Source organism: Bacillus sp. SLBN-46 (genome assembly GCF_031453555.1).
Lineage (GTDB): Bacteria > Bacillota > Bacilli > Bacillales > Cytobacillaceae > Neobacillus.
Window position 1 is genome coordinate 1,023,157 of sequence record NZ_JAVIZM010000001.1, and the last position, 26,320, is coordinate 1,049,476.

Below are 26,320 nucleotides of genomic sequence, written 5' to 3' on the forward strand. Positions count from 1 at the left end.
CGGGGGACAGTCCCCCGTTGCTTTAATGCCCCATTGCTTTAAAGGAGATTAAACTATGTTTCAAATTTTTAAATCGTTTTCCACGGAATTAAAGTTTTATTTGCTGATGAATACCTTTTTTTCCTTTGGCGGAGCCTTGTCGGGGGTCTTTCAAAGCGTGTTTTTGTGGAAACTGGATAAAACGTATTCCCTGCTCGCGTATTATAGCTTGTATTGGTCATTGGCGATCATTGTTTTTTTCGGGGTGTGTGCCTGGATTGCCAGGAAAACAAGTCCGATGATCACGATGCGGTTAGGATTTGTTTTTTACCTAATCACCTATCTCATTATGCTGGTCTTCCATGATACGTTACGAGATCACATCTTTTTGCTCGGAATGTCCAATGGTTTGGCGATGAGCCTTTACTATGTGGGCGTTCATATGGCCGTATTAGATTTGACTACGAATGATAAGCGCGATCAGTTTTTGTATATTCAAGGGATTTTGCTGACGATTGGAGGGGTCATTGCTCCGCTAATTGCCGGTGTGTTGATCTCCCAATTCCAAGGTATGGTTGGTTATTATGTAGTTTTTATTGCGACCTGCGTGTTTTTCTTCATTTCTTTCTTGGTTTCGTTAAAAGTAAAAGGAAGTCCGGTGACGACAAAGAGTCATTTCTGGGATGTGATCAAGCGACCGTCACCGGAATGGATGAAGATGTACAAGGTCATGTTTGCCGATGGCATTGTGTCCGGTGTTTACTCTACTTTTTTAATTACGATGATTACCTTCAAGGTTGCCGGGGGAGAACTGAGCTTAGGAGTGTATAATACGGCGGCGGAGATTGTCGCGATTGTCGCATTCTATGTGCTCGCTAAGTTCTCGAATCCCAAATATCGGTTGGCGATTTTTGCGATAGGCTCGATTAGTGTATTTTTTAGCTCTGTCTTATTATCCGTATTGCCAGTGCTTTTTTCGTTGGTGGTCTTTGGAATTATATCTCCTGTAGCGATGAATATGATCACGACCTCGATGAATGCCATGATTTATGAATCAATTGAAAAGGATCCGCTGTATAAGGAACGGCGTTTGGACTATATTATCATTCGCGAAATTCCACTTGGTGTGGGAAGGATTATCGGGGTGTTCCTGTTTTTAGCGATGAGGAAATACTTTGATTTTGAACAGCTTTTACCTGTATCCTTTAGCCTTTTTCCTATTGTGTATGTCATAATGATTCCAGCGCTCTATTTTATTTGGAAAAGGCCGAAAAAGGAAGCTGTGCTTGGGCCAAATGAATGCTAGGATAAATTTTAAAATGGGGGAATTGCTGTATGCTAGGTGCCATTGAAGCAGGCGGAACCAAGTTTGTATGTGCAGTGGGAGATGAAAAGGGAGCGATTGTGGAACGAATTCAAATCCCGACCACTGTACCTGAGGAAACGATGCCACAGGTCATTGCCTTTTTTAAAAAATATGTTGTCGAAGCAATCGGGATTGGGTCGTTCGGACCCATTGATGTGAATGTGGAGAGTCCAACTTACGGGTATATTACGTCTACGCCGAAACCGGGGTGGAAGGATTATCCGTTCGTTCAGACGATAAAGGAAGCGTTCGGTGTGCCGATTGGATTTAATACGGATGTGAACGCGGCGGCGTTAGGCGAGGCTTCGTTTGGTGCGGCGAAAGGGTTGGACAGCTGTTTGTATATTACGGTTGGCACCGGGATTGGTGCAGGCGCGATTGTGCAGGGACAGCTTTTGCAAGGGTGGTCTCATCCAGAAATGGGTCATATTCTGTTACGACGTCATCCGAATGATGGATTTGAAGGGAAGTGCCCTTATCATGGTGATTGTTTGGAAGGCTTGGCGGCCGGTCCTGCGATTGAAGCGCGCTGGGGAGAAAAAGGCGTGAATTTGGTGGATCGTCCAGAGGTTTGGGACCTGGAGGGCTACTACTTAGCTCAAGCTCTCATGCAATATATTCTGATCCTTTCGCCGAAAAAAATCATCCTCGGCGGGGGAGTGAGCCACCAGGAAGCCGTCTTTGCAGCCATCTATAAGTACCTGCCAGAGCTGTTGAACGATTACGTCTCATTACCAGAACTATCCGACTACATCGTGCGCCCGGGACTAGGCGACGATGCCGGGATTACTGGGGCATTGATGCTCGCGGAAAGAGCAAAATAAAAAGAGAGGGGACAGTCCCCCAGCGCTTTAACGCGGCGGGGGACTGTCCCTCTCTTTCTTTTTATTGTTGTTTTTTTCCAGCGAGTGTTTCATACGCTGCATCATCCGGTGCATCGCCTTTTGGCCAGTCATAAGCCTTTTTCGCAAAGTCTGGGCGTTGTTGAAGCTTATTGATGTAAGCAGCTATATTCATTGCCTCTTCATCGGTAAATGAGCCGGCTTCATAGCCACCCATAGGCGACTTCGGCATATAGGCTTGGATAAATCCAGCAGCTGTTCGAACCCTTGCCATTCCAGCACCGATATTATAGGAATTGTCTCCCCATAACGGGGTGCCTAGTGCACCGCCATCGCCACCTTCACCGTGACAGGTAATGCACGCTTTATTGTAGAGCTCTTTGCCGGCTTCTGCATTAACCGTCGCTAAATCGCCTTGACCCTTTTTAAGTGAAGCCCAAGGACGTTCTTTTGTCCCATCAGGTACATTTTGAGAAATATAGGTGTAATAAGCAACCATTGCTTTCATTTCTTGGCTATCTTTTGGCAGAGGTTTTCCGTTCATGCTTCGAACAAAACATCCGTTAATGCGGTCCTCTAACGTGACATCTCTACCGGCACGTGAATTATATTGTGGATAGGTTTTGGCGACGCCAACAAGGTCAAGAGAACCATTCACACCTCCGTTTGCATGACAGCTGGTACAGTTTAATTTATTCCCTACATAACCATCCAGGGCGCTGCTTGTTTCGTTATGGTATTTTTCCCCTAATTTGATTAATTGGCCTTCTTCTCCGTCAGGCACTTCGTCCATGCTAGGAGGCAGGTAAGGGTGGGAGGGTTCTCCTGTTGTTTGTGATTCCTCCATACTTGCTGTTGCTGTTTCAGTTTCGTTTGGATTTGCCTTCACGTATAGGTAGAGGAATGAAAACCCTAACACTAACGTAACGAGAATGGCGGTAATAGAATAAATGGCTTCCTTCTTACTCATGTTTGTTCTCCTTTCTTTCGATGCGTAATTGTCCTATAAAAATTGGGGATATATTGATTAATTAAAATTATAGAATAATAGACTGACGTATTTACCCCGATAGGTACAAGGTTCAAAAAGTTCTCACATTTATCGACACAAAATGGACACTTGTAGGGGTAGGGGTATTCCTTGGTTAATCTGATACTATGAGCGAATAATGTTTACCACGTTTGATCCAACTGAAACCTGCACACGCAAAAAAAAAGCACTCACAAATAAGTGAGCGCTTCGTTCTTGTTAAAATTCATAAACTGCTTTGCTATTGAGACAGTGCGTGAGAAAGGTGCCGTCCCACGGCTTTTTTAACTTCTCGATTTTTTGGCAATAATCGCTTACTACTTCTTTCTGCCCATCGAAATCTCGCGCTTCCTGGCTGTAATAAATAATCTCCCCATTGAATTGGAATTCCGTAATTTCCCCAGGCTTTTCATCCGTGTTGAAGCGAATAAAGCGAAGAAGGTCGGGTTTTCCATCTTCTACGTTCTTCTTAAACTCGTTAATCCTTGCTCGTTGTTTCGCTTTAATTTGTCCTTGTAGGATGTCTCCATTTTCAAGCGCTTCCTTTATTGTATAATCCTCCGGAATCTGATTGGTTTTCTTATCACCAAAGTTTTTCACCTGCGTTTTAATGCTTACACTTTTGTCTGCCGTGACCATTTTGTAACCAAACGCGCCGACCACGATTAGTATCGCGAAAAAAATAAACCCCAATTTTTTCATTCCAATCCCTCGTTCCTTGTAATTTATTGCATTTACCTTTTAGACGAGGCTATCGTGGGATGGTTTCATTGTGGGGACAGTCCCCCGGCGCTTTAGCGGAGGCCACTGAAAAAGTCCCTTTAAACTATAAGGCAGAAACTCTCATGTTTTTCGAGGGTTTTTGTCTTTTTTGATTTATAATTAGGATATCTAATTTAAGTGGGTGTTTCCGGTGATATCAAAACAACAATCTATGAAGTTTAGTCCCTATATGGACCTATACAATTTAATCATTCCTGCGGATAACATGTTGCGCAAGATCAATGATCTTGTCGACTTTTCTTTCGTCTATGATGAAATTAAAGATAATTATTGTCTTGATAATGGCCGGAACGCCATCGATCCTATTCGCATGTTTAAATATTTATTGTTAAAAACTATCCATGATCTTTCCGATGTGGATATAGTTGAACGTTCAAAATACGATATGTCTTTTAAATATTTCCTTGATATGACACCTGAGGAATCTGTGATTGAGCCAAGCTCATTGACCAAGTTTCGGAAGCTCAGGCTTCAAGATGTCAAACTTTTAGACTTACTTATCAATAAGACAGTCGAAATAGCCATTGAAAAAGAGATTATCAAGAGTAAATCTATCATAGTCGATGCTACCCATACAAAAGCCCGATACAACCAGATGACGCCAAAAGAGGTCCTTATGGACCGTTCCAAAAAGCTGAGGAAAGCTGTTTATCAGGTTGATGAAACCATGAAGGAGAAGTTCCCTGCCAAAACAATGACGGATGTACTAGAGGACGAAATCACTTATTCTCAGAAGTTAATCCATGTAATTGAGAAGGAAGAAAACCTTATCCAGTATCCAAAGGTTAAGGAACAATTAAATCTACTGAAAGAGACCGTTGAGGATGATATTGAGCGACTTCAGAGTTCGAAGGACCAAGATGCCAGAGTTGGTCATAAGAGTGCTGATTCTGCTTTCTTTGGTTATAAGACACACTTGGCTTTAAGTGAAGAAAGAATCATCACTGCAGCGGTTATTACAACCGGTGAAAAAAATGATGGCAAACAACTTCAAACTCTCATTGAGAAAAGTGAGAAAGCAGGGATAGAAGTTGAAACCGTGATTGGCGATGCTGCTTATTCTGAAAAAGATAATATCATTTATACCGCTGAAAACGATATTAAATTGGTAGCCAAATTAAATCCAAATATCACTCAAGGAACTCGAAAAAAGGAAGACGAATTTCAGTTTAATAAAGATGCTGGCATGTATGTTTGTAAGGCAGGACATATGGCAATCCGAAAAGAAAAAAAGAACAGATCAAACGAGAAGAAAAATCCACGTGATACCTATTACTTTGATATTAAGAAATGTAAAGTTTGCCCTTTTAGAGAGGGATGTTATAAAGATGGTGCGAAAAGTAAAACTTACAATGTAACGATTAAATCAGATGAACACCAGGGACAGGCAAACTTTCAAGAAAGTGAATATTTCAAAGAAAAGTCAAAAGAACGGTATAAAATAGAGGCTAAAAATAGCGAATTAAAACACCGGCACGGGTATAATGTTTCATTATCCTCGGGTCTAGTTGGCATGGAATTACAAGGTGCCATGGCAATATTCACTGTAAATCTTAAGAGGATACTAAAGCTCCTAGGGTAAAAAGTAGGAGTTCAGGGGCAAAATTAAGAAAAAAGCCGACCTTTTCTTCCAAAATAATAGGAGAAGGGTCGGTTTTTTATTTGTTGGACTGTAATGAAAATAAAAATCGAAAGATTTTCAGTGCCCTCGCTTTAGCGCGGTGGGGGACTGTCCCCATCACGAATAACAGGAATAGGAACATGGTAACTATATAGGTCCAGTCCGTTGTATGGTCAATGACCTTGAAGTTACTAAAATTGCCAATCTGGCTTTTGAACAGGGACACGGTGTTCCAGCCCCAATGACAGCCAATGGTAAACCATAGGGACTTTGTTATGGCAAAGGGAATGGCATAGGTTAGTCCCATAAGAAACAGCATGATCCACTGGGTGTAGCTGTCGCCAATCCGCCAAATGTGATTGAGGACGTAAATGATTGACGAGACAACGACTAGTGTAGGGAGTGACCAGTTTTTCGGGAGGTACTTGAATACGTACCCGCGGGTTAAGATATCTTCGCTGGCCGAGGAAAGGAATGTAAGCAAGATGATTCCCACTAAGGGCAGGATGATTTGTTGTAGCGAAAAGGTACCTTCAAATTCTATTTTTCCTGTCCAGACCGAGACAACAAAGCTTCCGCCGTAAAATAAGACGCCTAGCAAATAACCAGTCCATAGATTCATAGATGCCAGTTTGTGTTTGTGCAGCCCAAAGGTGGATAGTCCCTTTTCGCCACGGACTTTTGCCACGATGTGTGCGGTGGTAAAGAATAAGATAAAGGAGGCAAACAGTAATATAGGGTTGCTACCGACCAGCTCGGATGTATGGTAGACAGCAAACAGGATAAGGAAACCTAGTATATTTTTAAGAATCATCATTCATACCCACTTTTTCATATGTAGTGCTCCTTGGTGAGGAGTCTATTAGATATTAACATAATTTACCTAAAAAGGGGACAGTCCCCCACCGCTTTAACGCAGTGGGGGACTGTCCCCAAGGAATATTTTATAAATCAAGCTGTGCTCTCAAGATGTTTTGCACGCGCTGTTTTTCTTCTGGTGAAACTAAACCATAGTAGATGCTGTTAATCTTGGTTCCTTCTTCTTTTAACTCCATCTGCTCAATCGTTGTATCTTTCACGTCATAGCCCTTTTGGATGGCAACGATCTGGTCGAAGGTTAGGTTGGTTTTCACATTTTTCCCTAGAACGTCAAAGATGCCTGCAAAGTTCTTTAAGCTAGAGAAGCTCGCACCCTCGTCAATCACACCCTGAATAATTTCACGCTGTCTCATTTGACGGCCAAAGTCACCTCTAGGGTCTTCATGCCTCATACGTGTATAGCTCAAGGCCTTTTCGCCGTTTAGCTTTAATTTCCCTTCCGCAAAATGGAAGCCATCCTGCGTGAAGTCTAAATCATTGTTTACCGTCACACCGCCAACCGCGTCCACCATGTCCTTAAAGCCTTCCATATTCACTTGGATATAGTAATCAATCGGAATATCAAGGAAATCCTCAACCGTATTCATCGCCATTGGGACGCCGCCGAAAGCGTAGGCATGGTTAATCTTATCCTCTTTTCCTTTGCCAATAATCTCCGTACGCGTATCTCGCGGGATGCTCAGCATCTTTACCGTATGATTCTTTGGGTTAACCGTTAACACAATCATCGTATCCGAGCGGCCTTTATCTCCTTCGCGCTCATCCACACCCAGCATTAAAACGGAAAAAGGATCCTTTTCCGCCACCGCCACAGGCTCCTTGCGCTTATCAGAAGTACGATCAACTGCTTGATGCATTGAATCAACCGCGTTATTAAAAGATTTATATACAGAGTAAGCGTACACGCCTCCACCAATTCCCATAGCTAGAATAATGGTGCCTGTCACTTTTACCCATTTTCTTAGTTTTCTTTTCTTTTTTCGAGCTCTCATAAAAACAGAACCTCCTAAAAACTTACAAATAAGATACAGTCTTTATCTATGTTAACAAAAAATTAGATTAAGAGGTATGTAAAAAATATGGAAATGGTAGAGTGGAGGCATCAAGGACTATGACTTGATATTCAAACTTCTGCCATTTTCTTGCTATAATGACAGATAGATATAGTGAAAATTGGAGAGGAGCTCCCCAGCTTATGAAAATCAAAGTCATAATTGCGGATGATAACTCATTTATTCGGGAAGGGTTAAAAATCATTCTATCTACCTATGCAGAATTTGATGTGTTAGACACCGTGAGTGATGGAAAAGAAGCAGTGGACTACTGCCAATTGCATGAGGTGGATATTGCTTTATTAGATGTTAGAATGCCACATATGAACGGGGTAGAAGCCACGAAGCTTTTGACCGAAAAGACGAAGACAAAGCCCATCATCTTGACCACTTTTGATGACGATGAATACATAACGGATGCCATCAAAAATGGAGCCAAGGGCTATTTATTGAAAAATAATGACCCGGAACAAATTCGCGATGCCATTAAGAGTGTGTATAAAGGAAACAGCATTATTCAAGACGTGATTTTAGAGAAGCTCAAATCGAACCTTGGTGGAGGCACGAAACCGTCCGACAACAAGCTGGACCTCTCCCTTTTTACAGAAAGAGAGCGGGACATTATGTCGCTGATTGCCAAGGGCTATTCCAACAAAGCCATCTCCAAAGACTTATTTATTTCTGAAGGAACGGTCGCTAATTACATTACCTCGATTCTAAATAAAACGGGACTCGAGCACCGGACTCAAATCGCCATTTACTATCTAACGGGAAAAGTAGATTAAGATGGAGCTTTGGATGATTTTTACGAAGCTGATCCTTTTAATGTATATTGCGTTTACCTGTATTCGCGGGGAGGTCAGTCACATCTCATGGGTGGTGCTCACTTTCCTGCTTTATTTTTGTCTTACAATCACCATGTATATATTTAAAAATCACACCCTTAAACGTGTGCTGCTAATTCTCACTCTTGGTCTCTCGATCATATCCTATTTTCTTGTTCTGCCCTTGTTTTGCTTGGTTTTACCACTAGCCATCATCGAACTGGCCTCTGAATTTGTGCATAATCGATTGACACTGTTGATTCTATCCTTGATTCCCATTCTGTATGTGGAGGCACAGCTGCAGCCCCTTTACGGGTTGGCAGCCACTCTTAGCTTTTTGATTTTCACCATGGCGCATATCTATCACGATAAGCTGGCAAAAAATGAAGATCAAATCGATACAATGAGAAAAAAGCTCCACAAATTAACGCAAAATATTAATGAAAATACGGAGTATATCCGACAGTCGGAATACACCTTTAAATTAGAGGAACGCAACCGCATTTCACAGGAGATTCACGATAAAATCGGCCACTCGATGACAGGGGCTCTTTTTCAAATGGAAGCAGCCAAACGCCTCATGGAGACTGATCGGCCAAAAGCAACGGAGCTCTTGCAGAACGCGATCAACATCTCGAAGGATGGGATTGAGAAAATCCGGATGACGTTAAAAAATTTAAAGCCGCCGACGGAGCAAGTAGGGATTAACCGGATGAAGCTTTTAATCGATGATTTCAATTCTAAACAATCCATCAAGACGGTCCTTACCTATGAAGGAAACTTAGAGCACATCAGACCGATTCAATGGAAAATTATAAATGAGAATGTCACCGAGTCGTTAACGAACGCTATGAAATATTCCTCGGCCACGCTTGTTTCAATCGATGTGAAAGTACTGAACAAAATCATAAGAGTAGAAGTGAAGGATAATGGAGTCGGAACAGAAACAATCAAGAAAGGCTTGGGAATTATCGGAATGGAGGAGCGGACCGCCACGATGAACGGCACAATTATAGTGGACAGCAGCCACGGTTTTTCCGTGACCACCCTGTTGCCGATCGCATCAACATGAAGTTTTTCGCTCATAACCCTGTTGCCCAACCAGTCTCCATGAACTTCTCACTCGCAAAACATGAAGATTCTCATGTAAAAAGAATGAACGATTGCACTTATGCACGTTCATTCTTTTTTTTATACTTGAACTATACAAACCGAGTAGGGGTGAAACAATGAACGTGTTAGAAATTAAGAACTTAACGAAAAAATTCAGTGATTTTATTGCTGTCGATCATATGAGCTTATCTGTTGCGGAGGGAGAAATCTTTGGGTTCCTTGGAGCCAATGGCGCTGGGAAGAGTACGACCATTAATATGATTGCGGGCTTGTTACGTAGCAATGAGGGGACAATCGCGATTCTTGGCAAGGATAGTGTCAAACACAGCCGCTTTGTCAAAATGAATATTGGGATGGTTCCGCAGGACCTCGCCATTTATGAGGATATGACGGCCTATGAAAATGTGAAATTCTTTGCCGGCTTGTACGGCTTACGCGGGGCGGAATTGAAGGAACGAGTGGAGGAAGCCCTTGAATTTGTCGGCCTCCAGGATAAGCATAAAAGCTATCCGAAAAGTTTTTCCGGAGGGATGAAACGACGGTTAAATATCGCTTGTGCCATTGCTCATCGACCAAAGCTGATTATTATGGATGAGCCAACGGTGGGCATCGATCCGCAGTCTCGAAATTACATCCTCAATTCAGTACGCAAGTTAAATGAAATGGGCTGTACGATCATTTACACGAGCCACTATATGGAGGAAGTGGAGGAAATCTGCACACAGATTGCCATCATCGACCACGGGAAAATTATTGCTGAAGGCACAAAGGAGCAGTTGAAATCCATCATCACCAATACAAAGGACTTGTGGGTGGAGGTCAAATCCACGGAACACGTGAACATCGGGTCCATTAAGGAGATTAGTGGGGTTGAAGCCGTTTCCGTCGATGAAAATGTCATAAAAATCAACTCGGATACCGGGGTGAACAACTTAAATAAAATCATTGAGCATTTCATGAGTAATCATATCGAAATCCGTTCGTTGGAAGAAAAAGCACCAAACCTAGAGACAGTATTTTTAACCTTAACCGGCAGGAATTTAAGGGACCAATAAGGAGAGGAGGGGACTCCCATGAACATTATCAATATTGCTTGGAAGGGGATTAAATCGGACTTCCGAGACACAAGAACCTTGTTTTTCATGCTAGCTTTTCCGATTGTCTTAATGCTCGTCCTTGGCTCCGCCTTGTCGAATACATTTACGACCAGTCTTCCTGTGGATGATATCCATGTGTTCTATACAGATACGACAACGGGTGAGAATTTCCAACACTTTATCGCTGAGGTGAAAAAATCAGAGGTCCATTTTAAGAAATTCACCGATCAAGCAAAGGCGAAAAAGGAAGTTCAACAAAGTAAAGTGGATGGATATGTGGAAGTGTCAGAAAAGGGGATTCAGCTGTATCTCAATAATGGCAACAGTATTGAAGGAAGTATCCTACAAGGCATGCTTTCTGCTTATGTCGATCAATACAATATCGCCTCTGAAATTATGAAGATGGCGCCTGACAAGTTGGCCACTGCGTTTACTCCTGGAAAACAGGCTGATTTTATTAAAGAAACCTCGCTGCAACCGGATAAGCAGCCTAGTTCGATGGACTATTATGCGATTGTGATTACGACGATGATTATCCTGTACGGGGCGATGTCGGCCAGTTCGTTAATTGTGGAGGAACGAGTGAGAGGGACGGCGAATCGTCTGATTGCCTCTCCGATTAGAAAAAGTGAAATTTTTATCGGGAAAGTGCTCGGAAGTCTCGTGAGTAATAGCTTGTGTGCCTTGCTAGTCGTTCAGCTGAGCAAACTATTATTCCACGCGAATTGGGGCGATCATCTAGGGATGGTATACATGGTCCTGCTGACCGAAATTATCTTTGCTGTGAGCTTGGGCATAGGTATCAGCTTCGTGTCCAAAACAAGTGCCGCTCCCAAAGTCAGTATCATGTTATTTGTGCAGTTGTCCTCCTTTTTTGGGGGAGCTTATTTTAGAATTGTGAATCCGGAGGGTTTCTTCAAATTTATTACGGAGCTTTCGCCTCTCACCTGGATGAACACGGGGTTAATGAAATTGATTTATGCGAATGACCTATCTGCAGCCGTCCCAGCGATCACAATCAATCTGGCTGGGTCACTCCTGTTTTTACTAGTGGCAGTTATCTCTTTACAAAGACGGGAGGGGCTATAAATGAAGGATGTCCTCTGGTTAATTCAGAACACATTAAGTAAGACGTTTCGCAATAAGAAAAACATAATCATGTATCTGTTTATGCCGTTAATTGGAATTTTCATTGCGTTTATTGCCTATGGCGGGGATCAGAAAGCCCTTCTACATGTAGGCGTCGTCAATCAAGACAAGAGTGAGGTGACGACCGACACGATCGATTTTCTCAAAGGGTTAGAGAATGTGAAGGTTTCTGAGGTCGATGCGGAAAAGGTACAGGATCAGATTACATCCGGTAAACTGGACTGTGTTATCACTTTTGAAAAAGGCTTCACGGAAAGCGTGTTGAACGGTACGCCGGGCTCTATCCAGATTAGTTCCATCAAAGGGGCAGCCGTTACAGGCTTCGTGAAATCCTATTTATATCAATATATCAATAATATCGCGACGATTAGTCGGGCGGCCGATGGGAATCAACCTCTGTTTGCGCAGATGTATAAGGACTATCAGCAATCAACCTATACACTCGCCACCCATTCATTAGCGGATTCATCGAAAAATAAGAATATGACCAATCAAACGATTGGTTTCCTGATCATGATCATGCTGATGTCAGCGGGGAATCTGTCTGAGATCATTCTGTTGGAAAAAGAACAGCGAACCTATTTCCGCTTATTATCGACGCCAATTAATGCTAGAAAGTATCTATTATCCAATGTCATCGTCAACATGATTGTGATGACGGTACAGGTAGTTATTACGCTTACCATCATGAGAAATATGTTCCATATTGGCATCGGCATGTCCTTCTGGGAAGCGGCCTTCGTGATGTTACTATTTTCCTTGATTGCGGTAGGTTTATCGCTTGTCATCATCTCTTTCGCAAACAACAGAAATGCAGTAGGGGCCTTACAAAATTTAATCATTATGCCAACCGTCATGCTGTCCGGCTGCTTCTGGCCAGTGGAAGTGATGCCTACATCCTTGCAAAAAATAGCAGTGTTCCTGCCACAGCGCTGGACGTTAGATACATTAACCAAACTGCAGGAAGGAAGCTCCTTTAGCAGCTTGTATTTACACTTCATTATCCTATTCGCCTTTGCAGTAGCCTTTTTCTTACTAGCCGTCTATCGCTTTAGCAGAAACAACACGACACAGAACTTTATTTAAAAAAGAGGGGACAGTCCCCCGTTGCGCTAAAGCGCCGGGGGACTGTCCCTAAAAATTTTTTTAGACTCCCTAAATAGTTGATTTGATAATAATGGAAACACTTACAATCCCAAAATAATATTTTCTGATGATTGACAAGATACAAATAGATTAGTAATATCAAAAATGTTAAAAAAAACTAATAATTCTTATCGAGAGTGACCGAGGGACTTGGCCCTATGACGTCCGGCAACCCCCTAAATGGGAAGGTGCCAATTCCAGCAGAATGGCTTTCATTCTGAAAGATAAGCTTGAAATAATTGTTTGTATTTCGATGCTCCTTTCAGTTGAAAGGGGCATTTTTTGTATGGAAAAACCAACAGAGTCCTAGCAAGCTTACTAGACAAACATTATCTTAAAATATCGCTTATGAAAAAAGAGGTCAACATTATGATTGAAATACGTCAGTTAACAAAGGAATATAAAACAAAAAACGGCACGGTCAAGGGAGTCGATGACGTTTCCTTAACGGTTCAACGAGGAGAGGTCTACGGTATCGTTGGCTACTCTGGTGCCGGAAAAAGCTCGTTGCTACGCTGCATCAATTTGTTGGAGCAGCCAACTTCGGGAAGTATTACCGTCGATGGGACGGACCTTACTTCCTTAAAAGGGGAGAAGCTCCGCCTAGCACGGCTAAAGATTGGCATGATTTTTCAACACTTTTACTTAATCAGCCAGAAGACGGTGTATGAGAACATTGCTTTTTCCCTGAAGGCGGCCAACTATCCGAAGAATCAAATCAGCGCACGTGTCATGGAATTACTAGAAACGGTGGGACTTGCGGATAAACGGGATGTGTATCCAGCCCAGCTGAGCGGGGGACAAAAACAGCGGGTGGGGATTGCACGAGCACTCGCCAATAATCCAACTGTCCTGCTGTGTGATGAGGCAACCTCCGCCCTCGACCCGACAACAACCAAGTCGATTTTGAATCTATTAAAAAAGATCAACAAGGAACTCAACATTACGATTATTCTTATCACGCATGAGATGAACGTAGTCAAAGAAATTTGCCACCGGATGGCGATTATGCAAAATGGGAAGGTCATTGAAGAGGGAACGGTGTACGACATCTTCGCCAACCCTAAAGCGGAACTTACCAAAGAATTTATTGATAGCGTGGTATCCTTTGACGTTCCGGAATCCATTATCACTAGCTGTGAAGGGCCGATTATCAAGGTGCTGTTTAAAGGAAAAGTCGCCGGTGAGGGTGTCATTTCCGATATGCTGCAGGCATTCAACGTTAAAGGGAACTTCCTTCATGGTTCGATTGAATACATACAAGAACTGCCGCTTGGCATTTTCATTATGGAACTGAAAGGTGCGAAGGAGGAAGTGGCAACGGCCCTTCGATACATCGAGGACCGGGCAGCGCAAGTGGAGGTGTTACGTAATGGGCTTTGATTTTCAGCATCTAGTGAGAGTTAATACCAGATATCAATACCGCTTTTATGCAAACGATTTATATGATTGTGATTTCTTTAGCGATCGCCATCGTCATTGGCCTTCCAGTGGGAATCTTGTTATTTGTCACCGATAAAGGGTTGTTTTTACAAAATCGCCTCGTTCAAGTGACTATGGGATTCCTGGTTAACTTGATCCGGTCCATTCCCTTTATTATTTTGCTGGTTGCGTTAATTCCGTTAACCGACTTCATTGTTGGTTCAACGATTGGACCGACAGCGGCAAGCGTTTCGCTTTCAGTGGCGGCCATTCCATTCTTTGCCCGAATCGTCGAAACAGCATTAAGGGAAATCGATAAAGGGGTCATCGAAGCGGCGATTGCGGCAGGAGCGACTCCAACCATGATTATAAAAGATGTTTTGCTCCTTGAAGCAAGGTCAGGAATTATCTCGGGTATTACGTTGACCCTTATTAGTTTAATCGGGTTTTCGGCCATGGCCGGTACAGTGGGTGGCGGCGGAATTGGAGATTTAGCGATTCGCTTTGGATACTACCGCTATGACAATACCATCATGATTGCCACTGTCGTTATATTAATAGTCTTAGTTCAGTTTATTCAGCTACTTGGTGATTTTGTTGCCAAAGTTGTCGATAAAAGAAGATAAAGAAAGAAGGAAAAAGTCATGAAAAAATGGTTTTTAACAATGGTTTTAGTTTTAGTCGTGGGTGCGTTAGCGGCTTGCGGCAGCAGTTCAGACAACAAAGACAAAGCAGAAGCAAAATCAAAGGATATTAAATTAGGGGCTACTGCTGGTCCGTACAGTGATATGTTGAAGGAAGCGATTGTTCCTGGTTTAGAAAAGAAGGGCTACAAAGTTGAAATTGTGGAATTCAGCGATTACATTCAGCCAAACAAAGCATTAGATAATGGGGACATCCAAGCAAACCTATTCCAGCATTCTATCTATCTAGAGAATTTTGCAAAAGAAAATAACATGAAGCTGTCTGCATTGATTTCTGTACCAACTGCACCAATGGGGCTTTACTCTAAGAAATACAAATCATTGGATGAAGTGAAGAACGGAGCAACGGTTACGCTTCCGAATGACCCAACAAACGCGGCTCGTGCCTTAAATACACTTCGTGATGAAGGCCTAATTACAATTAACGAAAGTGCCGACCCGTTGAAAGTTTCTGAGAAGGACATTGTTGAAAATAAGAAAAACTTGAAATTCCAAGCAATTGAAGCAGGCCAGCTTCCACGTTCTGTGGACAGTGTCGATTTAGCTGCTGTACCTGGAAACTTTGCATTGGCTGCAAAAATGAACCTGCTAGATGCACTATCACTTGAAAATATGCTAGATTCCTATCGCAATATCGTTGCGGTAAAAACAGAAAACAAAGATTCTCAGCTTGCAAAAGATATTAAAGAAGTCGTCGAATCTGCAGACTTTGAAAAAGTCATTGATGAGAAGTTCAAGGGCTTTGGGAAACCTGCGTGGATGAAGAAATAAGGGAAAAGGATGGGGACAGTCCCCCGGCGCTTTAACGCAGCGGGGGACTGTCCCCATTTTTCTACTTCTTCTTTTGCCCCGGAGGCATCTGTTTCACGTGAATGTTAAGTTCTGTTGTTACTCCATGGTATGATACCGAAATGGTTGTTTTTCCTTTTTTACCGGCTTGGACGCCGCCGCTTTGGTTCACCACCGCAACAGTTGGATCCGCACTAGTAAACTCCAAATCATCGGTCAATGTTTTGACTGACCCATCATAATAAGTACCCTTCACTACAAGCGAAGCTGGTTCTCCTTCTCTTAAGGATTCTGGACCTTCCACTTTAATGGATACAGGGTTAGCTGCTAACGCGCCGACATGGGCTCCCGCTTTACTTAGTTCGCTCTCAGGAGCTAAGCGGAGGAAGTTTCCATAATTAATGGCGCCATTTTGATATCTAGTAAACTCTTCAGGGACATCAAGGCTGACGAAGTCACTAGCTGAAACTACCGTACCAGCACTATTCACTGTCTTTGACCCATCAAAGAGGAAATTCGTCTCATCCACATTTCCACTAATCGAATCCCTGATGGTACCACCGTTCGTCCTAAACGAGAGATTATTTTTAAATATTCCCTGCTCCGCAGCTGTAAAATAAGGATTGATTCGGAACACATAGTTAAAGCGTTTGTTGTTGAAAGAAGTGTTGTTCTCGACGACAATTTTTCCAGGGTTAAAATTATCGGTAAAGCCGTCCATATTGTTATCAAACGCAATATTGTTTCGGACGATGTGGGCAACTGGAAGACCTTCGCCACCTAGCTTAAAGCCATTCCCCTGATTGCCCTCCTCGTTATAGCCATTACTTAGCTTCCCGTTGCTATAAGCAATATTTCCGTCCAAGGTGATTGGCATATTTGCCCCTTCGTTCGTTCGGTTATATAGATCCCAGCCATCATCCACATTGTGATGGGCGATATTGCCTTTAAAAACATTGCCAACACCCACGCCTAGCTTGGCGGCAAATCCATCCGCATTTTCATCACTCAAATCGCGGTTGTCATGAGATTCACAATTTAAAATCAAATTGTACTTCGGCCATTTTTCCGGATCTGAACCGCTGCCGCTAATTTGCAAGCCGGTATCTCCGTTAAAATTGAAGAGCATCTGCTCAACTACATTGTGATTTCCGCTTACTCTCATCCCACTGGAAACGGCTCCTGTTATTTGAATCCCAGCCAAATGCCAATAATCCGCATTTAACTTCAGGACATTTCCAAGATGGTTTTGACCATCAATGGTGACCTTTTCACCGTTATAGGCTGCCAAGGTTTTCACTTTATCCTTCGAACCGCTATATTCCTTTTTAATATCGATGATAGCGGAAGGAGTATAGGTGCCTTCGCGCATAAAAATGGTTTCGCTTGGTAAAACGTATTTGATGGCTGTTTCTAAATCCATCGGGTCGTCGATAGTGCCTCGGGCTGAACTTGTCCCATTAGGAGACACATAGAGTCCAGCACCCGAATTGTACACCTTCTTTGTTACCTTAAGGGTTTTTGTAATCGGAGTAGAATCAGGCGCTCCCGTTGGTGAATAGGTCACGCTGAAATCCGTTGTATCGTTTTCCAAATTGGTTGCAAAGGAGTAGACCTCATCCTTCTTCAGCGCTTCACTGCTGACAACTTCAGTTCCATCCCTGGTCACTGTAATCGTTCCATCGTAGTTGGCGAGTGCTTTTAGCTCATAGTCAGCCGAGCCAATTTCTGGTGCAGAAACGATTTCCATGGCTGCCTTTGGTTCAACAATAGGTGCTGGCGGTGTCGGTATGGTATGAGCCTCACTTAGTGTTAATCTCGCATTTCGCACCGTCATTTTCGCATTTCTTGCTGCATAAAAGCCTACATACATGTGATCCGGATCAATCACCTGTACCATGTCAGCTCCTGTGATTCTTTTTTCAAAAGTCTTCTGCTCTGATAAATGGGTAAAGGTCGCAGACATAATAAATTCGCTATCCGTTCTCTCTAGTTTCATTCGTACGGGAGTTCCAATTGGAAGTTTGTATGTCGAATCTGTTGTAAAAGGTGAGGCCTTTAATTCACTTCCTAAGTTCCCCCATGGATATTTAACCCCTGTACGATAGATGGGACTGACCCCGCCACGCATCATACCCACGCCAAAAATGTTGGATGCTGCAGGAACTTCCTCATACCCTAAAATCATTGGATCCTGACGTGCGGCACCGTTGATATCTCTTACCATGATACCGGCACTTTCCTGTCCGTTTGGTCCAGCACCTGTTTCCGGTCCAAACTGGTCAATGGTGATGTCCGCTTCAAGAATGAAGTTGTGCACCTTTGGATCCAGCTTTGTGTTGTAAAAAGTCAGTCCGTCATGTCCCGGTGCCAATTTCCCGCCTCTACTCTCTAAGATGATATCACCATCAATGGTCCCAGGATTTTCAGGATGGGCATAGTTTGTCCCTACCTTTTCCGGCAAGACGTTCGGTGCGAAGCTTAAATCGGTCGACTGACCAAAGGTGATACTTTCCCATTTTAATTGGGAGGCATTCGTCTCCTCTGCAGCGTTTGCAGGAGAGACCAGCATAGGTGCTGTACTTAGCAATAATGCCAAGGAAAGAAAGATACTCCATACTTTAGTAAGCGTTTTCAAATCTTCATCTCCTCTCAAAGAAATATGTAACACTTGAAAGTATAGAGTATCTTTTATTTTTTAAAAATTAAAAATCTTTAGATATTTGTTTGATATTTTTCGTTTTTTGCGGGGACAGTCCCCCGCTTGGGTACAGCGTCACAGTCTAAAAGTCCCGAGTGAGCCATCTGTTCTTGTTGAATAAAGTTGGAACTGTTTTCATACAGTTATCTAAACGGTCTTTCTTCTGTGGAAAAGTGGGGTAGCTTCGCTTGGTTCGAGTTTATAAGGAGGGAGCAGCATGCAATATAAGAAATCTATTATAGGTGGAGTCATTGCGATTGTTATTTTAGTCATTGGCTTCTTTTCGACTACTACTGTTGCGTCCGGTTATCGAGGCGTACTTTTACAATTAGGTGCAGTTAAACCGACGATTTTAACGGAGGGGTTTCATTTTAAGCTTCCCTTTATCCAAACCGTTCAACCGATTGAGGTACGGGTACAAAAAGAAGAAAGCTCCCAGACTGCTGCCTCCAAGGATCTGCAAATCGTTACAACAAATGTGGCCGTCAACTTTTCAGTTAATGCAGAAGCCGCGAATAAATTATATCAAGAAATCGGACTGGATTATCGTTCCAGAATTGTTGATCCAGCGATTGCTGAATCGTTAAAGGCAATTACTGCACTGTATACAGCAGAAGAATTGATTTCCAAACGCCCAGAAGTATCAGCAAAAGTAAAAGAGATGCTTGCTGCTAAATTAACAAAATATCATATGATTCTAGAAGATATTAATATTAAAGAGTTTGCTTTCAGTGAAGAATTCAATAAAGCGATTGAAGCCAAGCAAACAGCGGAACAAAACGCGTTAAGGGCACAAAGAGATTTAGAGAGAATCAAAATTGAAGCGGAGCAGAAGGTAGCTCAGGCAGGGGCAGAAGCAGAAGCCCTACGCTTGAAAAAGCAAGAAGTCACGCCGGAGTTAATCCAATTAAAACAAATTGAAGTTCAAGAGAAGGCGTTGGAGAAATGGGATGGCCGCCTGCCAAGTGTCACAGGTGGGGCAACCCCGTTTATTGATGTAAATGGGCTCGAGAAACAAAAATAGAAAGAGGGGACAGTCCCCCGGCGCTTTAGCGCGCTAGGGGACTGTCCCCAAAATGTTAATTTTCTAGCTGGTAAGAATGACTGAAATGGACTTTACCATTTTCATCGCGGATTTCAACTGTAGCTTCTTTGTTTGAAGGGTCAATTCGGAACACGCCAAAGTTGAAGAAATTCCCTTCTGCATATAATCTCTCGGGCCCAAAGGTGGGATCAAGTGTGCCTGGATTAATTTTCACAGCTCCAATCGGACCGCTGATTAGCTCGTTATAATCCGTTTTCCCATCCTGATTGGCATCGTATTTGATGATATCTGCAAAATGCACATCTGTTGTGAAGAAAAAAACGTTTTTGATTCCTTTTTCAATAATAAAATCAGAGATTTTTTTGAATTCGTTCTCATAGCCTGTTGGATCATTTGGGTTTACTTGATTGCCATTCGCCCATCCATCCCTAGCCATTGCTTTTCCAGTTGGTACAGAGATAGGTACGGAAGTCGCTACAAGCTTCACTTTTGCATCTGAAGTTAAAAGCTGTTGTTTTAACCAATCTAACTGTTCCTCACCAAGCATAGTCTTATCTGCTCCATCACCCTGTGTGTTAGGTGAACGGTATCCCCGGTTGTTTAGAATAATCATATCCATTGTATTACCCCAAGAATACTTGTGATAAAGCTTGTCCTCTGAACTGCGTTCGCTTGACATTGGCCAGTAGTCTTTAAATGCCCGTAAACCAGTCGGAGTAAGGGGTTGTGATGGACCTGAAAAATCATTGGTTACTTCATGATCATCCCATATGGCAAATGTTCCTGTTTTTTGCAGGAGGCTGCGCAAGCCTGCATCGGTACGGTTTTCTTTATATTTCGCCCAGAAATCCTGCACTTTTTCCGAAGGTGGGTTAGGCACTGCTGGTGTTTTATTATCAGCATAAATGGTGTCACCGCTAAACAGGAAGAAGTCTGGATTTAAAACGGACATCGCTTTGAATGATTTAAATGGAGGTATCTCTCCCTGGCCCCCGGTATCTCCGCCCCAAACCATCGTCATTGGCTTTAAGCTGTTTTCCTCCGGTGCGGTTTTGAATGAACCGTTCACGGTATACTTGCTGGAAACAGCATGCGCCCGGTAATAATAAGTTGTATCAGGCTTTAATTCGTTAACCTTTACATTTACCGTATAATCATGTTCTTCATCAGCATGGCTCGTTTTGACGATTGTATCGTGTTTAAAACTGCTGTCAGTCGAAATTTCAAACTGAACTCTAGCATCTTCATTTGTACGCGCCCATAAAATCGCTGCCGAATCCGTTATATCCCCGCTTGCTACCCCATGTGAAATAAAAGGCTTTTCCAGTAAATCAACGAGAAGGTCAGTATTGTTTGTGAACTCTCCGTCCACACCAAGAGAAAGCAAGGATACCATATCATCCTGGGAATTGACTGTCCATGGATGGACAAGAAGTTGGTTCTGATGAGCGGCTTCCATTAGTTTCGGAACAACAAGCTCCTTACTAGGACCTACACCGGCAGCATAGTCAGAGATTCGCTTCAATTCTTGGTACACATCCTTACCTGCAAGCATACCTCCTGTATATAGTTGAATCAGCTTTACATTAGGTACAAGATTTTTTAATTTACGAAGGCTATCCTCACTGAATGATTCGAGAAAAAGCTTTTCGTCATCAAGGACATTCGTTTTTTTCAAGATCTCGATTAATTTCTCTTCCATTCCTGGATAAACGCTCGGTGCTTTTGTTTCCATATAAAGACCAACTTTTCCATTTCCATGCTGTTTGACAAATTTGATGGCTTCCTCGAGCGTTGGTACATGCTGTCCAATGTATTGTGTTTTTGCCTTATCCGGATAGGCTTTATTAAACCATGAGCCTGCATCCAGACGGCTGATCTCTTCGAGCGTAAAATCCTTTACCCTCCATGGTGCCCGGTCTGGATAAAGTTCCTTTGCATTTGTGGTTCTCGACAGGGTCTCATCGTGCATGGCAATCAACTGACCATCTTTAGTCATTTGTAAATCAAATTCCACATAATCAGCCTTCATCGTCATAGCCTGCTTATAGGCTGCCAGTGTATGTTCCGGGCCATAGGCAGATGCCCCACGGTGGGCGATCACTGCTACATCAGAGGAGAGTGGACGTAAGGTGGTTTGTCCATTATCAGTAGCTGAGATTTGAATCGGGTGGGCTAAAACGGCTAAGGGAGCTCCTGAAGTTACCGAAAGAGATAGACAAGCAATGCCAGCAATTAAGACTCTTTTTCATTTACACTCATCTCCTATATGTTTATGTATTACGAGTTTAAAAATATAGGAGAATTGTAAAGTGGCTATTAATAGAGTATGAATATTCGGTAAATGAGGGAAAAACAGGACTTTCTGCTTACTAAAAATGGGGACAGTCCCCCAGCGCTTTAACGCGCCGGGGGACTGTCCCCGCATTTTTTTTAACTCATTTTCGGTTTAGCCACCAAGCCTTGTTGCTCGGAGGATGGGTCCTTTTGGATCAGGAAGGAGGTGAGTAAGGCTAAGATACTACCTACAAAACCGAATATAAAGAGATGGTGAATGCCTTGCATGAAGTTGGCTCCGCTTGTTAATAATGCGCCCATGATGGTTACACCAATCGCGGTCCCCATATTCCGACAGAACATGAAGAAGGAAGTGGATATACCTCTTTCATGCCCCCCTACAAGCTGCTGCACGCCAATCATTCCAACCGTTGTGAGGAGACCGAACGCCAATCCTTGAACAATCATGACTAAGAAAATAAACCAGAAACCATGGCTTGGATCAAGCAGGGTTAACAAGGCGCCAGAAAGGAATAATAACGCATTCCCGATAATCAACAGGAGGCGATATCCGTATTTTAGAATCCATTTACCTGCAGGAACAGCTGCGGCCATCCAACCAATTGCCGTTCCCAGTAAGGCCACACCGCTAAGGAACAGCGATAGCCCAGCGATATTTTGCAAGAATAAGGGAACAAAACTGGAAGCCCCAAATAAAGCGGTCGTCCCAATAAAGGCATTGATGTTGATGCGAGAAATCATCTTATTTTTAAACATAGAAAGTGGAACAATTGGTGACTCTTGTTTCTTTTCAAAAAAGTAAAAAACAACTAAGAAGACAATACCAATGATTGCGTAAAGGACGCGATTGTCCTTAACAATCGTATCTAATAGAAGGAACGTGACACCGACAGCGAAGAGAATGGCGCCGATGTAGTCGACCTTCGCTTTTTTCGGCTGGTAATTTTCTTTGTAAGGCAGCAGGGTGATAAACGAAATGATACACACCGGCAGATTGACGAAGAAGATCCAGCGCCAGGTCATAAACTCTACAAAGAAAGACCCTAGCAATGGTGCAAGTACGGCGGACAAGCCCCACATCGCCGTAAACAAGGCTTGAATTTTGCCTCGTTTTTCAACAGAAAACAAGTCTCCGGCAATGATGGCAGGGAACGGCATCATGAATCCAGCGCCAATCCCTTGCACGGCGCGGAAAATAACCAATTGAATCATATTGGCGGACATCCCGCAAAGGAGCGAGCCTACTAAAAATAGGAGGATCCCAGTACCAAATACTTTTTTACGACCGAATAAATCGGATAATCTACCAGCCACAGGTGAAAGAATGGTACTGGTAATCATGTAAGACGCGAACGACCACGCATAGAGGTCAAATCGGCCTAACTCTTTTGCAATGATGGGCATCGTCGTATTCATAATTGTCGAATCGATGGATGCAACCAGCATCGCAAGAACAATACTAACCATCACAGTTGTTCTGCTTTTCATCTATATAACCCCTTTTATTATTGAAAAATTTTCCGCACTGTAAAAATCTTGAACTTGAGATATATTAAAGCAATTTTTGGTGGCTGTCAAGAAGAATGCAGCGAGGTTCTTGGCCACTGTGATAGGCCTAATTAATAGATATGTAGATATCCTTCTAAAATGTGTAGATATTATTGGGATTTGTGTAGATAAAAGGGAAAAGTGTGTAGATATCTTGGGAATTTGTGTAGATAAATAGGCAAAGTGTGTAGATATTCTATAAAAACGTGTAGAAAATTAGTTAACAATACTAGTTTCCTGTAGAATAGGGGTATTCATTTTTATGAAAGAAGGTAGGTTTTGCACATGGGAAAAAGAAAATGGTGGATTATAGCGGCTATCATATGGATGACGGGGATCTTTTGTGCGACCCAGCTTCCGTACTTTACGGGGGAAAATACGTCAAAGACCATTGAAAAGGTAGTTGATACAGAACATAAAAGCATCGATACACCAAGTGCGGACCATGGGGTGATTGAGGTGCTAAACTTCTTTATCCGAAAGGCGACACATCTGACGGCATTTGGTATCCTGGCCTTTTTACTGTTCAAATCACTGGAAACCACTCGTTTTCCATACATATTCGCATGGGGCATAACGTCCCTATACGCGATGAGCGATGAATATCATCAATCCTTTATGCCAGGCAGGATGGCTACTTATAAGGATGTCCTAATTGATGCCTTTGGGGCATTGATCGTTTTGTCGGTTGTGTATCTATTTAAGAGAAAAAGGAAGATGACGAGGGCCTATTAAAAAAAGAATGAAAGAGCACTCACCAGCACCTGCTCATTCATTCTTTTTATTTTTATGATTCTAGTTATCATTAACAATTGGCTGATCGACAACATCAGAATCTAAATTATTTGTTGCGCTTGTTCCAGTAACCGTTATGATGTGAGCACCAGTATTGGCGGCTCCTGAACCATAGGCACTTTTTGAGGCGCTTTTCGGCGAAACAAACACCGCTCCGCCAAACTGAACCAAACCACCACTCACTGTATTAATCTTCACTTGCCCAGGTCCCAACGACATATCCAAACATCCCTTATTAGTTAATCATGTAATCTAATCTATGCAAAGGTCATTAAATTAGTTCACGGGGACAGTCCCCAAAACTATTAGAACCATCTCAGGCTTCTCCCAAAGTAGGCCCAGAAGACAAAGGTGATGATGGATAAGGCGATGATGGTGATGAGCCAGGCTCGTTCAAATAGGTTCCAGCCGTGCTTTTCCGCAAACCATTCCCCCAGTAAGATGCATAGATAAAAGATGATAAACTCTTTTACCTTCAAGAAGATAAAGCTTAAAAGTCCATGGATATCCACTCACCGTTCCCCCTCGCTTGTACATTTTATTCCATCAAGAAGGGGAATAACACATTATGATTTGCCATCTACCATGATAATTCTACGCTCTATTTAAAGAATCCACCGAATTCACTGAAGGTTTAGCCCTTACAGAAACGTATCTTGGGCTTTTGATGAAGAAAGACAGTACAACATTGATCACAGCTAATACTAAACTGATTTTAAATACCAGTGAAGACCCCGTTGCTGCTGCTTGAGTTGGTCCATTCGTAACAGTGGCTAAGTAACCATTCTGTCTTGCAGAAAAAATTGATACCATTATCGCAATACCAATAGCGCCAGCCACTTGTTGTATCGTTTGAGTTAAAGCAATTCCATCTGGGTAGTACTCTCTCGGAAGCGAATTGAGTGTGTTTGTTTGTACAGAAGCAAGTACCGCTCCTATCCCTAACATCATGACAATATGCGTGACTACAATCATCCATAAAGCCGTTCCTGTTCCAAATTGTGAATAACATACATAACCGATGGCTACTAAAATGGTTCCAGGTGTAATCACCGCCCTCGGACCATACACGTCAAAAAAACGACCAATGGTTGGAGCTAATATACAGTTAAGTAAGCTGCCTGGTAGAAGGATCAGACCTGTTGTAAAAGCAGCAATTAATAGAGCCATTTGCGTGTACATGGGTAAAATTACAAGCATGGATAACATATTAAAAAACGTGATAAAACTCATCATGACACCAAGAATGAAAAGTGGGTACTGGAACGCCTTTAAATTGAGCATCGGATTCTCCATTCTCGTTTGACGAATCGCAAAAATTATGAGTGCGACCACCCCGATAATGATGGTTCCAAAAACAGTGGTACTTGTCCAACCATACTCACCGGCCACACTGACTCCGTACACAATCCCACCGAATCCAATCGTCGATAGAATAATAGATGCAACATCAATCCTAACCGTCCGTACTTCATTTACATTCGGTAAATAAAGGAGCCCGAAGATAAGAGAGAACAGTAAGAAAGGGATGGTCACCCAAAATATCCAATGCCATGATAATGTATCTAAAATCAGTCCTGCTAAAGTTGGACCAAGTGCTGGACCCGCCAACATAACTAAGCCCATAACCCCCATAGCGCCACCGCGTTTATTGGGAGGAAAGATGGTGAAAATAACATTTTGCGTTAAAGGTAAAGCAATGGCTAACCCTGCAGCTTGAATAATACGTCCCGCCAATAAAATGCCAAATACGGGTGCGACGGCTGCTAAAATGGTCCCGGCCAGCGTTAACAGTATGGAAGTCATAAACATCTGTCTTGTTGTAAATTTTTGCATCAAAATCCCTGTGACGGGTACTAATATCCCTAATGTTAAAAAGTAGCCGGTGGCTAACCATTGGATCGTTGTCGCATTCACATGGAATATATGAATTAATTCCCCTAAAGCAATATTCAATGCAGTTTCACTAAAAAGCCCGACAAAGCCTGCTACTAAAAGGGCAGCCATAATCGGCGCTGTTTTAATTTGTTGATTCACTTATTAAAACTCCTTCAATCAATTATTTTTTGTGAAATATCCCCTTTGCCGAAAAAGATGGACGTGTTTTCGTTTTTCAGCCAGATCCATTTCCGTAGCA

General features: G+C 42.6%; 23 protein-coding genes and 1 riboswitch. Of the genes, 13 read left to right on the forward strand and 10 right to left on the reverse strand.

The genetic code is table 11. From position 1 onward, the window contains the following. Positions 1-55 precede the first annotated feature (55 nt). Positions 56-1,285, forward strand: a complete 1,230-nt coding sequence (locus QFZ87_RS05320; RefSeq protein ID WP_309858701.1) for an MFS transporter — start codon at positions 56-58, stop codon at positions 1,283-1,285. Between the two features lie 29 nt (positions 1,286-1,314). Beyond that, on the forward strand, positions 1,315-2,169 hold the full coding sequence (locus tag QFZ87_RS05325; RefSeq protein ID WP_309858704.1) for an ROK family protein: 855 nt from the start codon (positions 1,315-1,317) through the stop codon (positions 2,167-2,169). 61 nt (positions 2,170-2,230) lie between these two features. On the opposite strand, the gene QFZ87_RS05330 is transcribed toward QFZ87_RS05325, so the two are convergent. Then, complete coding sequence (locus QFZ87_RS05330; RefSeq protein WP_309858707.1) at positions 2,231-3,157, reverse strand: c-type cytochrome; 927 nt, start codon at positions 3,155-3,157, stop codon at positions 2,231-2,233. Between the two features lie 279 nt (positions 3,158-3,436). Further along, positions 3,437-3,919 (reverse strand): hypothetical protein, encoded by a 483-nt coding sequence (locus QFZ87_RS05335; protein WP_309858709.1) that lies wholly within the window; start codon positions 3,917-3,919, stop codon positions 3,437-3,439. Between the two features lie 211 nt (positions 3,920-4,130). Between QFZ87_RS05335 and QFZ87_RS05340 the strand changes: the two genes are divergently transcribed. Further along, the gene (locus QFZ87_RS05340; RefSeq protein ID WP_309858712.1) at positions 4,131-5,582 is read left to right on the forward strand and encodes an IS1182 family transposase; all 1,452 of its coding nucleotides are present in this window, start codon (positions 4,131-4,133) and stop codon (positions 5,580-5,582) included. A 76-nt stretch (positions 5,583-5,658) separates the two neighbouring features. Here QFZ87_RS05340 and QFZ87_RS05345 read toward each other — a convergent pair whose 3' ends face one another. Then, on the reverse strand, positions 5,659-6,438 hold the full coding sequence (locus QFZ87_RS05345) for a CPBP family intramembrane glutamic endopeptidase (protein WP_309858715.1): 780 nt from the start codon (positions 6,436-6,438) through the stop codon (positions 5,659-5,661). Positions 6,439-6,565: 127 nt separating this feature from the next. Further along, positions 6,566-7,492, reverse strand: coding sequence for a polyisoprenyl-teichoic acid--peptidoglycan teichoic acid transferase TagU (gene tagU, locus QFZ87_RS05350; protein ID WP_309858718.1), 927 nt, complete (start codon positions 7,490-7,492; stop codon positions 6,566-6,568). A 203-nt stretch (positions 7,493-7,695) separates the two neighbouring features. Here tagU and QFZ87_RS05355 point away from each other — a divergent pair, with 203 nt between their 5' ends. From QFZ87_RS05355 to QFZ87_RS05390, 8 genes are all read left to right on the forward strand, one after another. Further along, positions 7,696-8,337, forward strand: a complete 642-nt coding sequence (locus tag QFZ87_RS05355; RefSeq protein WP_309858721.1) for a response regulator — start codon at positions 7,696-7,698, stop codon at positions 8,335-8,337. Position 8,338: 1 nt separating this feature from the next. Then, positions 8,339-9,448 (forward strand): sensor histidine kinase, encoded by a 1,110-nt coding sequence (locus QFZ87_RS05360; RefSeq protein WP_309858723.1) that lies wholly within the window; start codon positions 8,339-8,341, stop codon positions 9,446-9,448. A 157-nt stretch (positions 9,449-9,605) separates the two neighbouring features. After that, the gene (locus QFZ87_RS05365) at positions 9,606-10,544 is read left to right on the forward strand and encodes an ABC transporter ATP-binding protein (RefSeq protein WP_309858725.1); all 939 of its coding nucleotides are present in this window, start codon (positions 9,606-9,608) and stop codon (positions 10,542-10,544) included. An 18-nt stretch (positions 10,545-10,562) separates the two neighbouring features. Then, positions 10,563-11,675, forward strand: a complete 1,113-nt coding sequence (locus tag QFZ87_RS05370) for an ABC transporter permease (protein ID WP_309858728.1) — start codon at positions 10,563-10,565, stop codon at positions 11,673-11,675. Continuing rightward, on the forward strand, positions 11,676-12,821 hold the full coding sequence (locus QFZ87_RS05375) for an ABC transporter permease (protein WP_309858732.1): 1,146 nt from the start codon (positions 11,676-11,678) through the stop codon (positions 12,819-12,821). 185 nt (positions 12,822-13,006) lie between these two features. Further along, positions 13,007-13,112, forward strand: a riboswitch (SAM riboswitch). Between the two features lie 138 nt (positions 13,113-13,250). Further along, complete coding sequence (locus QFZ87_RS05380) at positions 13,251-14,264, forward strand: methionine ABC transporter ATP-binding protein (protein WP_309867656.1); 1,014 nt, start codon at positions 13,251-13,253, stop codon at positions 14,262-14,264. A gap of 47 nt (positions 14,265-14,311) precedes the next feature. Then, complete coding sequence (locus tag QFZ87_RS05385; RefSeq protein ID WP_309858734.1) at positions 14,312-14,929, forward strand: methionine ABC transporter permease; 618 nt, start codon at positions 14,312-14,314, stop codon at positions 14,927-14,929. Positions 14,930-14,947: 18 nt separating this feature from the next. Further along, positions 14,948-15,778: a MetQ/NlpA family ABC transporter substrate-binding protein gene (locus QFZ87_RS05390; RefSeq protein WP_309858738.1), complete on the forward strand. Its 831-nt coding sequence runs from the start codon at positions 14,948-14,950 to the stop codon at positions 15,776-15,778. A 61-nt stretch (positions 15,779-15,839) separates the two neighbouring features. Here QFZ87_RS05390 and QFZ87_RS05395 read toward each other — a convergent pair whose 3' ends face one another. Continuing rightward, complete coding sequence (locus QFZ87_RS05395) at positions 15,840-18,434, reverse strand: right-handed parallel beta-helix repeat-containing protein (protein ID WP_309858741.1); 2,595 nt, start codon at positions 18,432-18,434, stop codon at positions 15,840-15,842. Positions 18,435-18,714: 280 nt separating this feature from the next. Between QFZ87_RS05395 and QFZ87_RS05400 the strand changes: the two genes are divergently transcribed. Beyond that, entirely contained in the window at positions 18,715-19,521 is an 807-nt protein-coding gene (locus tag QFZ87_RS05400) for a prohibitin family protein (protein WP_309858744.1), read from the forward strand. 55 nt (positions 19,522-19,576) lie between these two features. On the opposite strand, the gene QFZ87_RS05405 is transcribed toward QFZ87_RS05400, so the two are convergent. Together QFZ87_RS05405 and QFZ87_RS05410 are read right to left on the reverse strand one after the other, a co-directional pair. Beyond that, positions 19,577-21,646: a glycerophosphodiester phosphodiesterase family protein gene (locus QFZ87_RS05405; protein ID WP_309858747.1), complete on the reverse strand. Its 2,070-nt coding sequence runs from the start codon at positions 21,644-21,646 to the stop codon at positions 19,577-19,579. A gap of 329 nt (positions 21,647-21,975) precedes the next feature. Further along, the gene (locus QFZ87_RS05410; RefSeq protein ID WP_309858749.1) at positions 21,976-23,328 is read right to left on the reverse strand and encodes an MDR family MFS transporter; all 1,353 of its coding nucleotides are present in this window, start codon (positions 23,326-23,328) and stop codon (positions 21,976-21,978) included. Positions 23,329-23,673: 345 nt separating this feature from the next. On the opposite strand from QFZ87_RS05410, the gene QFZ87_RS05415 reads away from it, so the two are divergent. Next, a complete protein-coding gene (locus QFZ87_RS05415) occupies positions 23,674-24,123 on the forward strand; it encodes a VanZ family protein (RefSeq protein WP_309858751.1) in 450 nt (149 codons plus the stop codon). Positions 24,124-24,183: 60 nt separating this feature from the next. Here QFZ87_RS05415 and QFZ87_RS05420 read toward each other — a convergent pair whose 3' ends face one another. The 3 genes from QFZ87_RS05420 to QFZ87_RS05430 form a co-directional block, all read right to left on the reverse strand. Next, complete coding sequence (locus tag QFZ87_RS05420; protein WP_309858754.1) at positions 24,184-24,402, reverse strand: spore germination protein; 219 nt, start codon at positions 24,400-24,402, stop codon at positions 24,184-24,186. Positions 24,403-24,488: 86 nt separating this feature from the next. After that, entirely contained in the window at positions 24,489-24,695 is a 207-nt protein-coding gene (locus QFZ87_RS05425; RefSeq protein ID WP_309858757.1) for a hypothetical protein, read from the reverse strand. Positions 24,696-24,777: 82 nt separating this feature from the next. Beyond that, a complete protein-coding gene (locus tag QFZ87_RS05430) occupies positions 24,778-26,190 on the reverse strand; it encodes a DHA2 family efflux MFS transporter permease subunit (protein ID WP_309867658.1) in 1,413 nt (470 codons plus the stop codon). Positions 26,191-26,320: the final 130 nt, after the last annotated feature.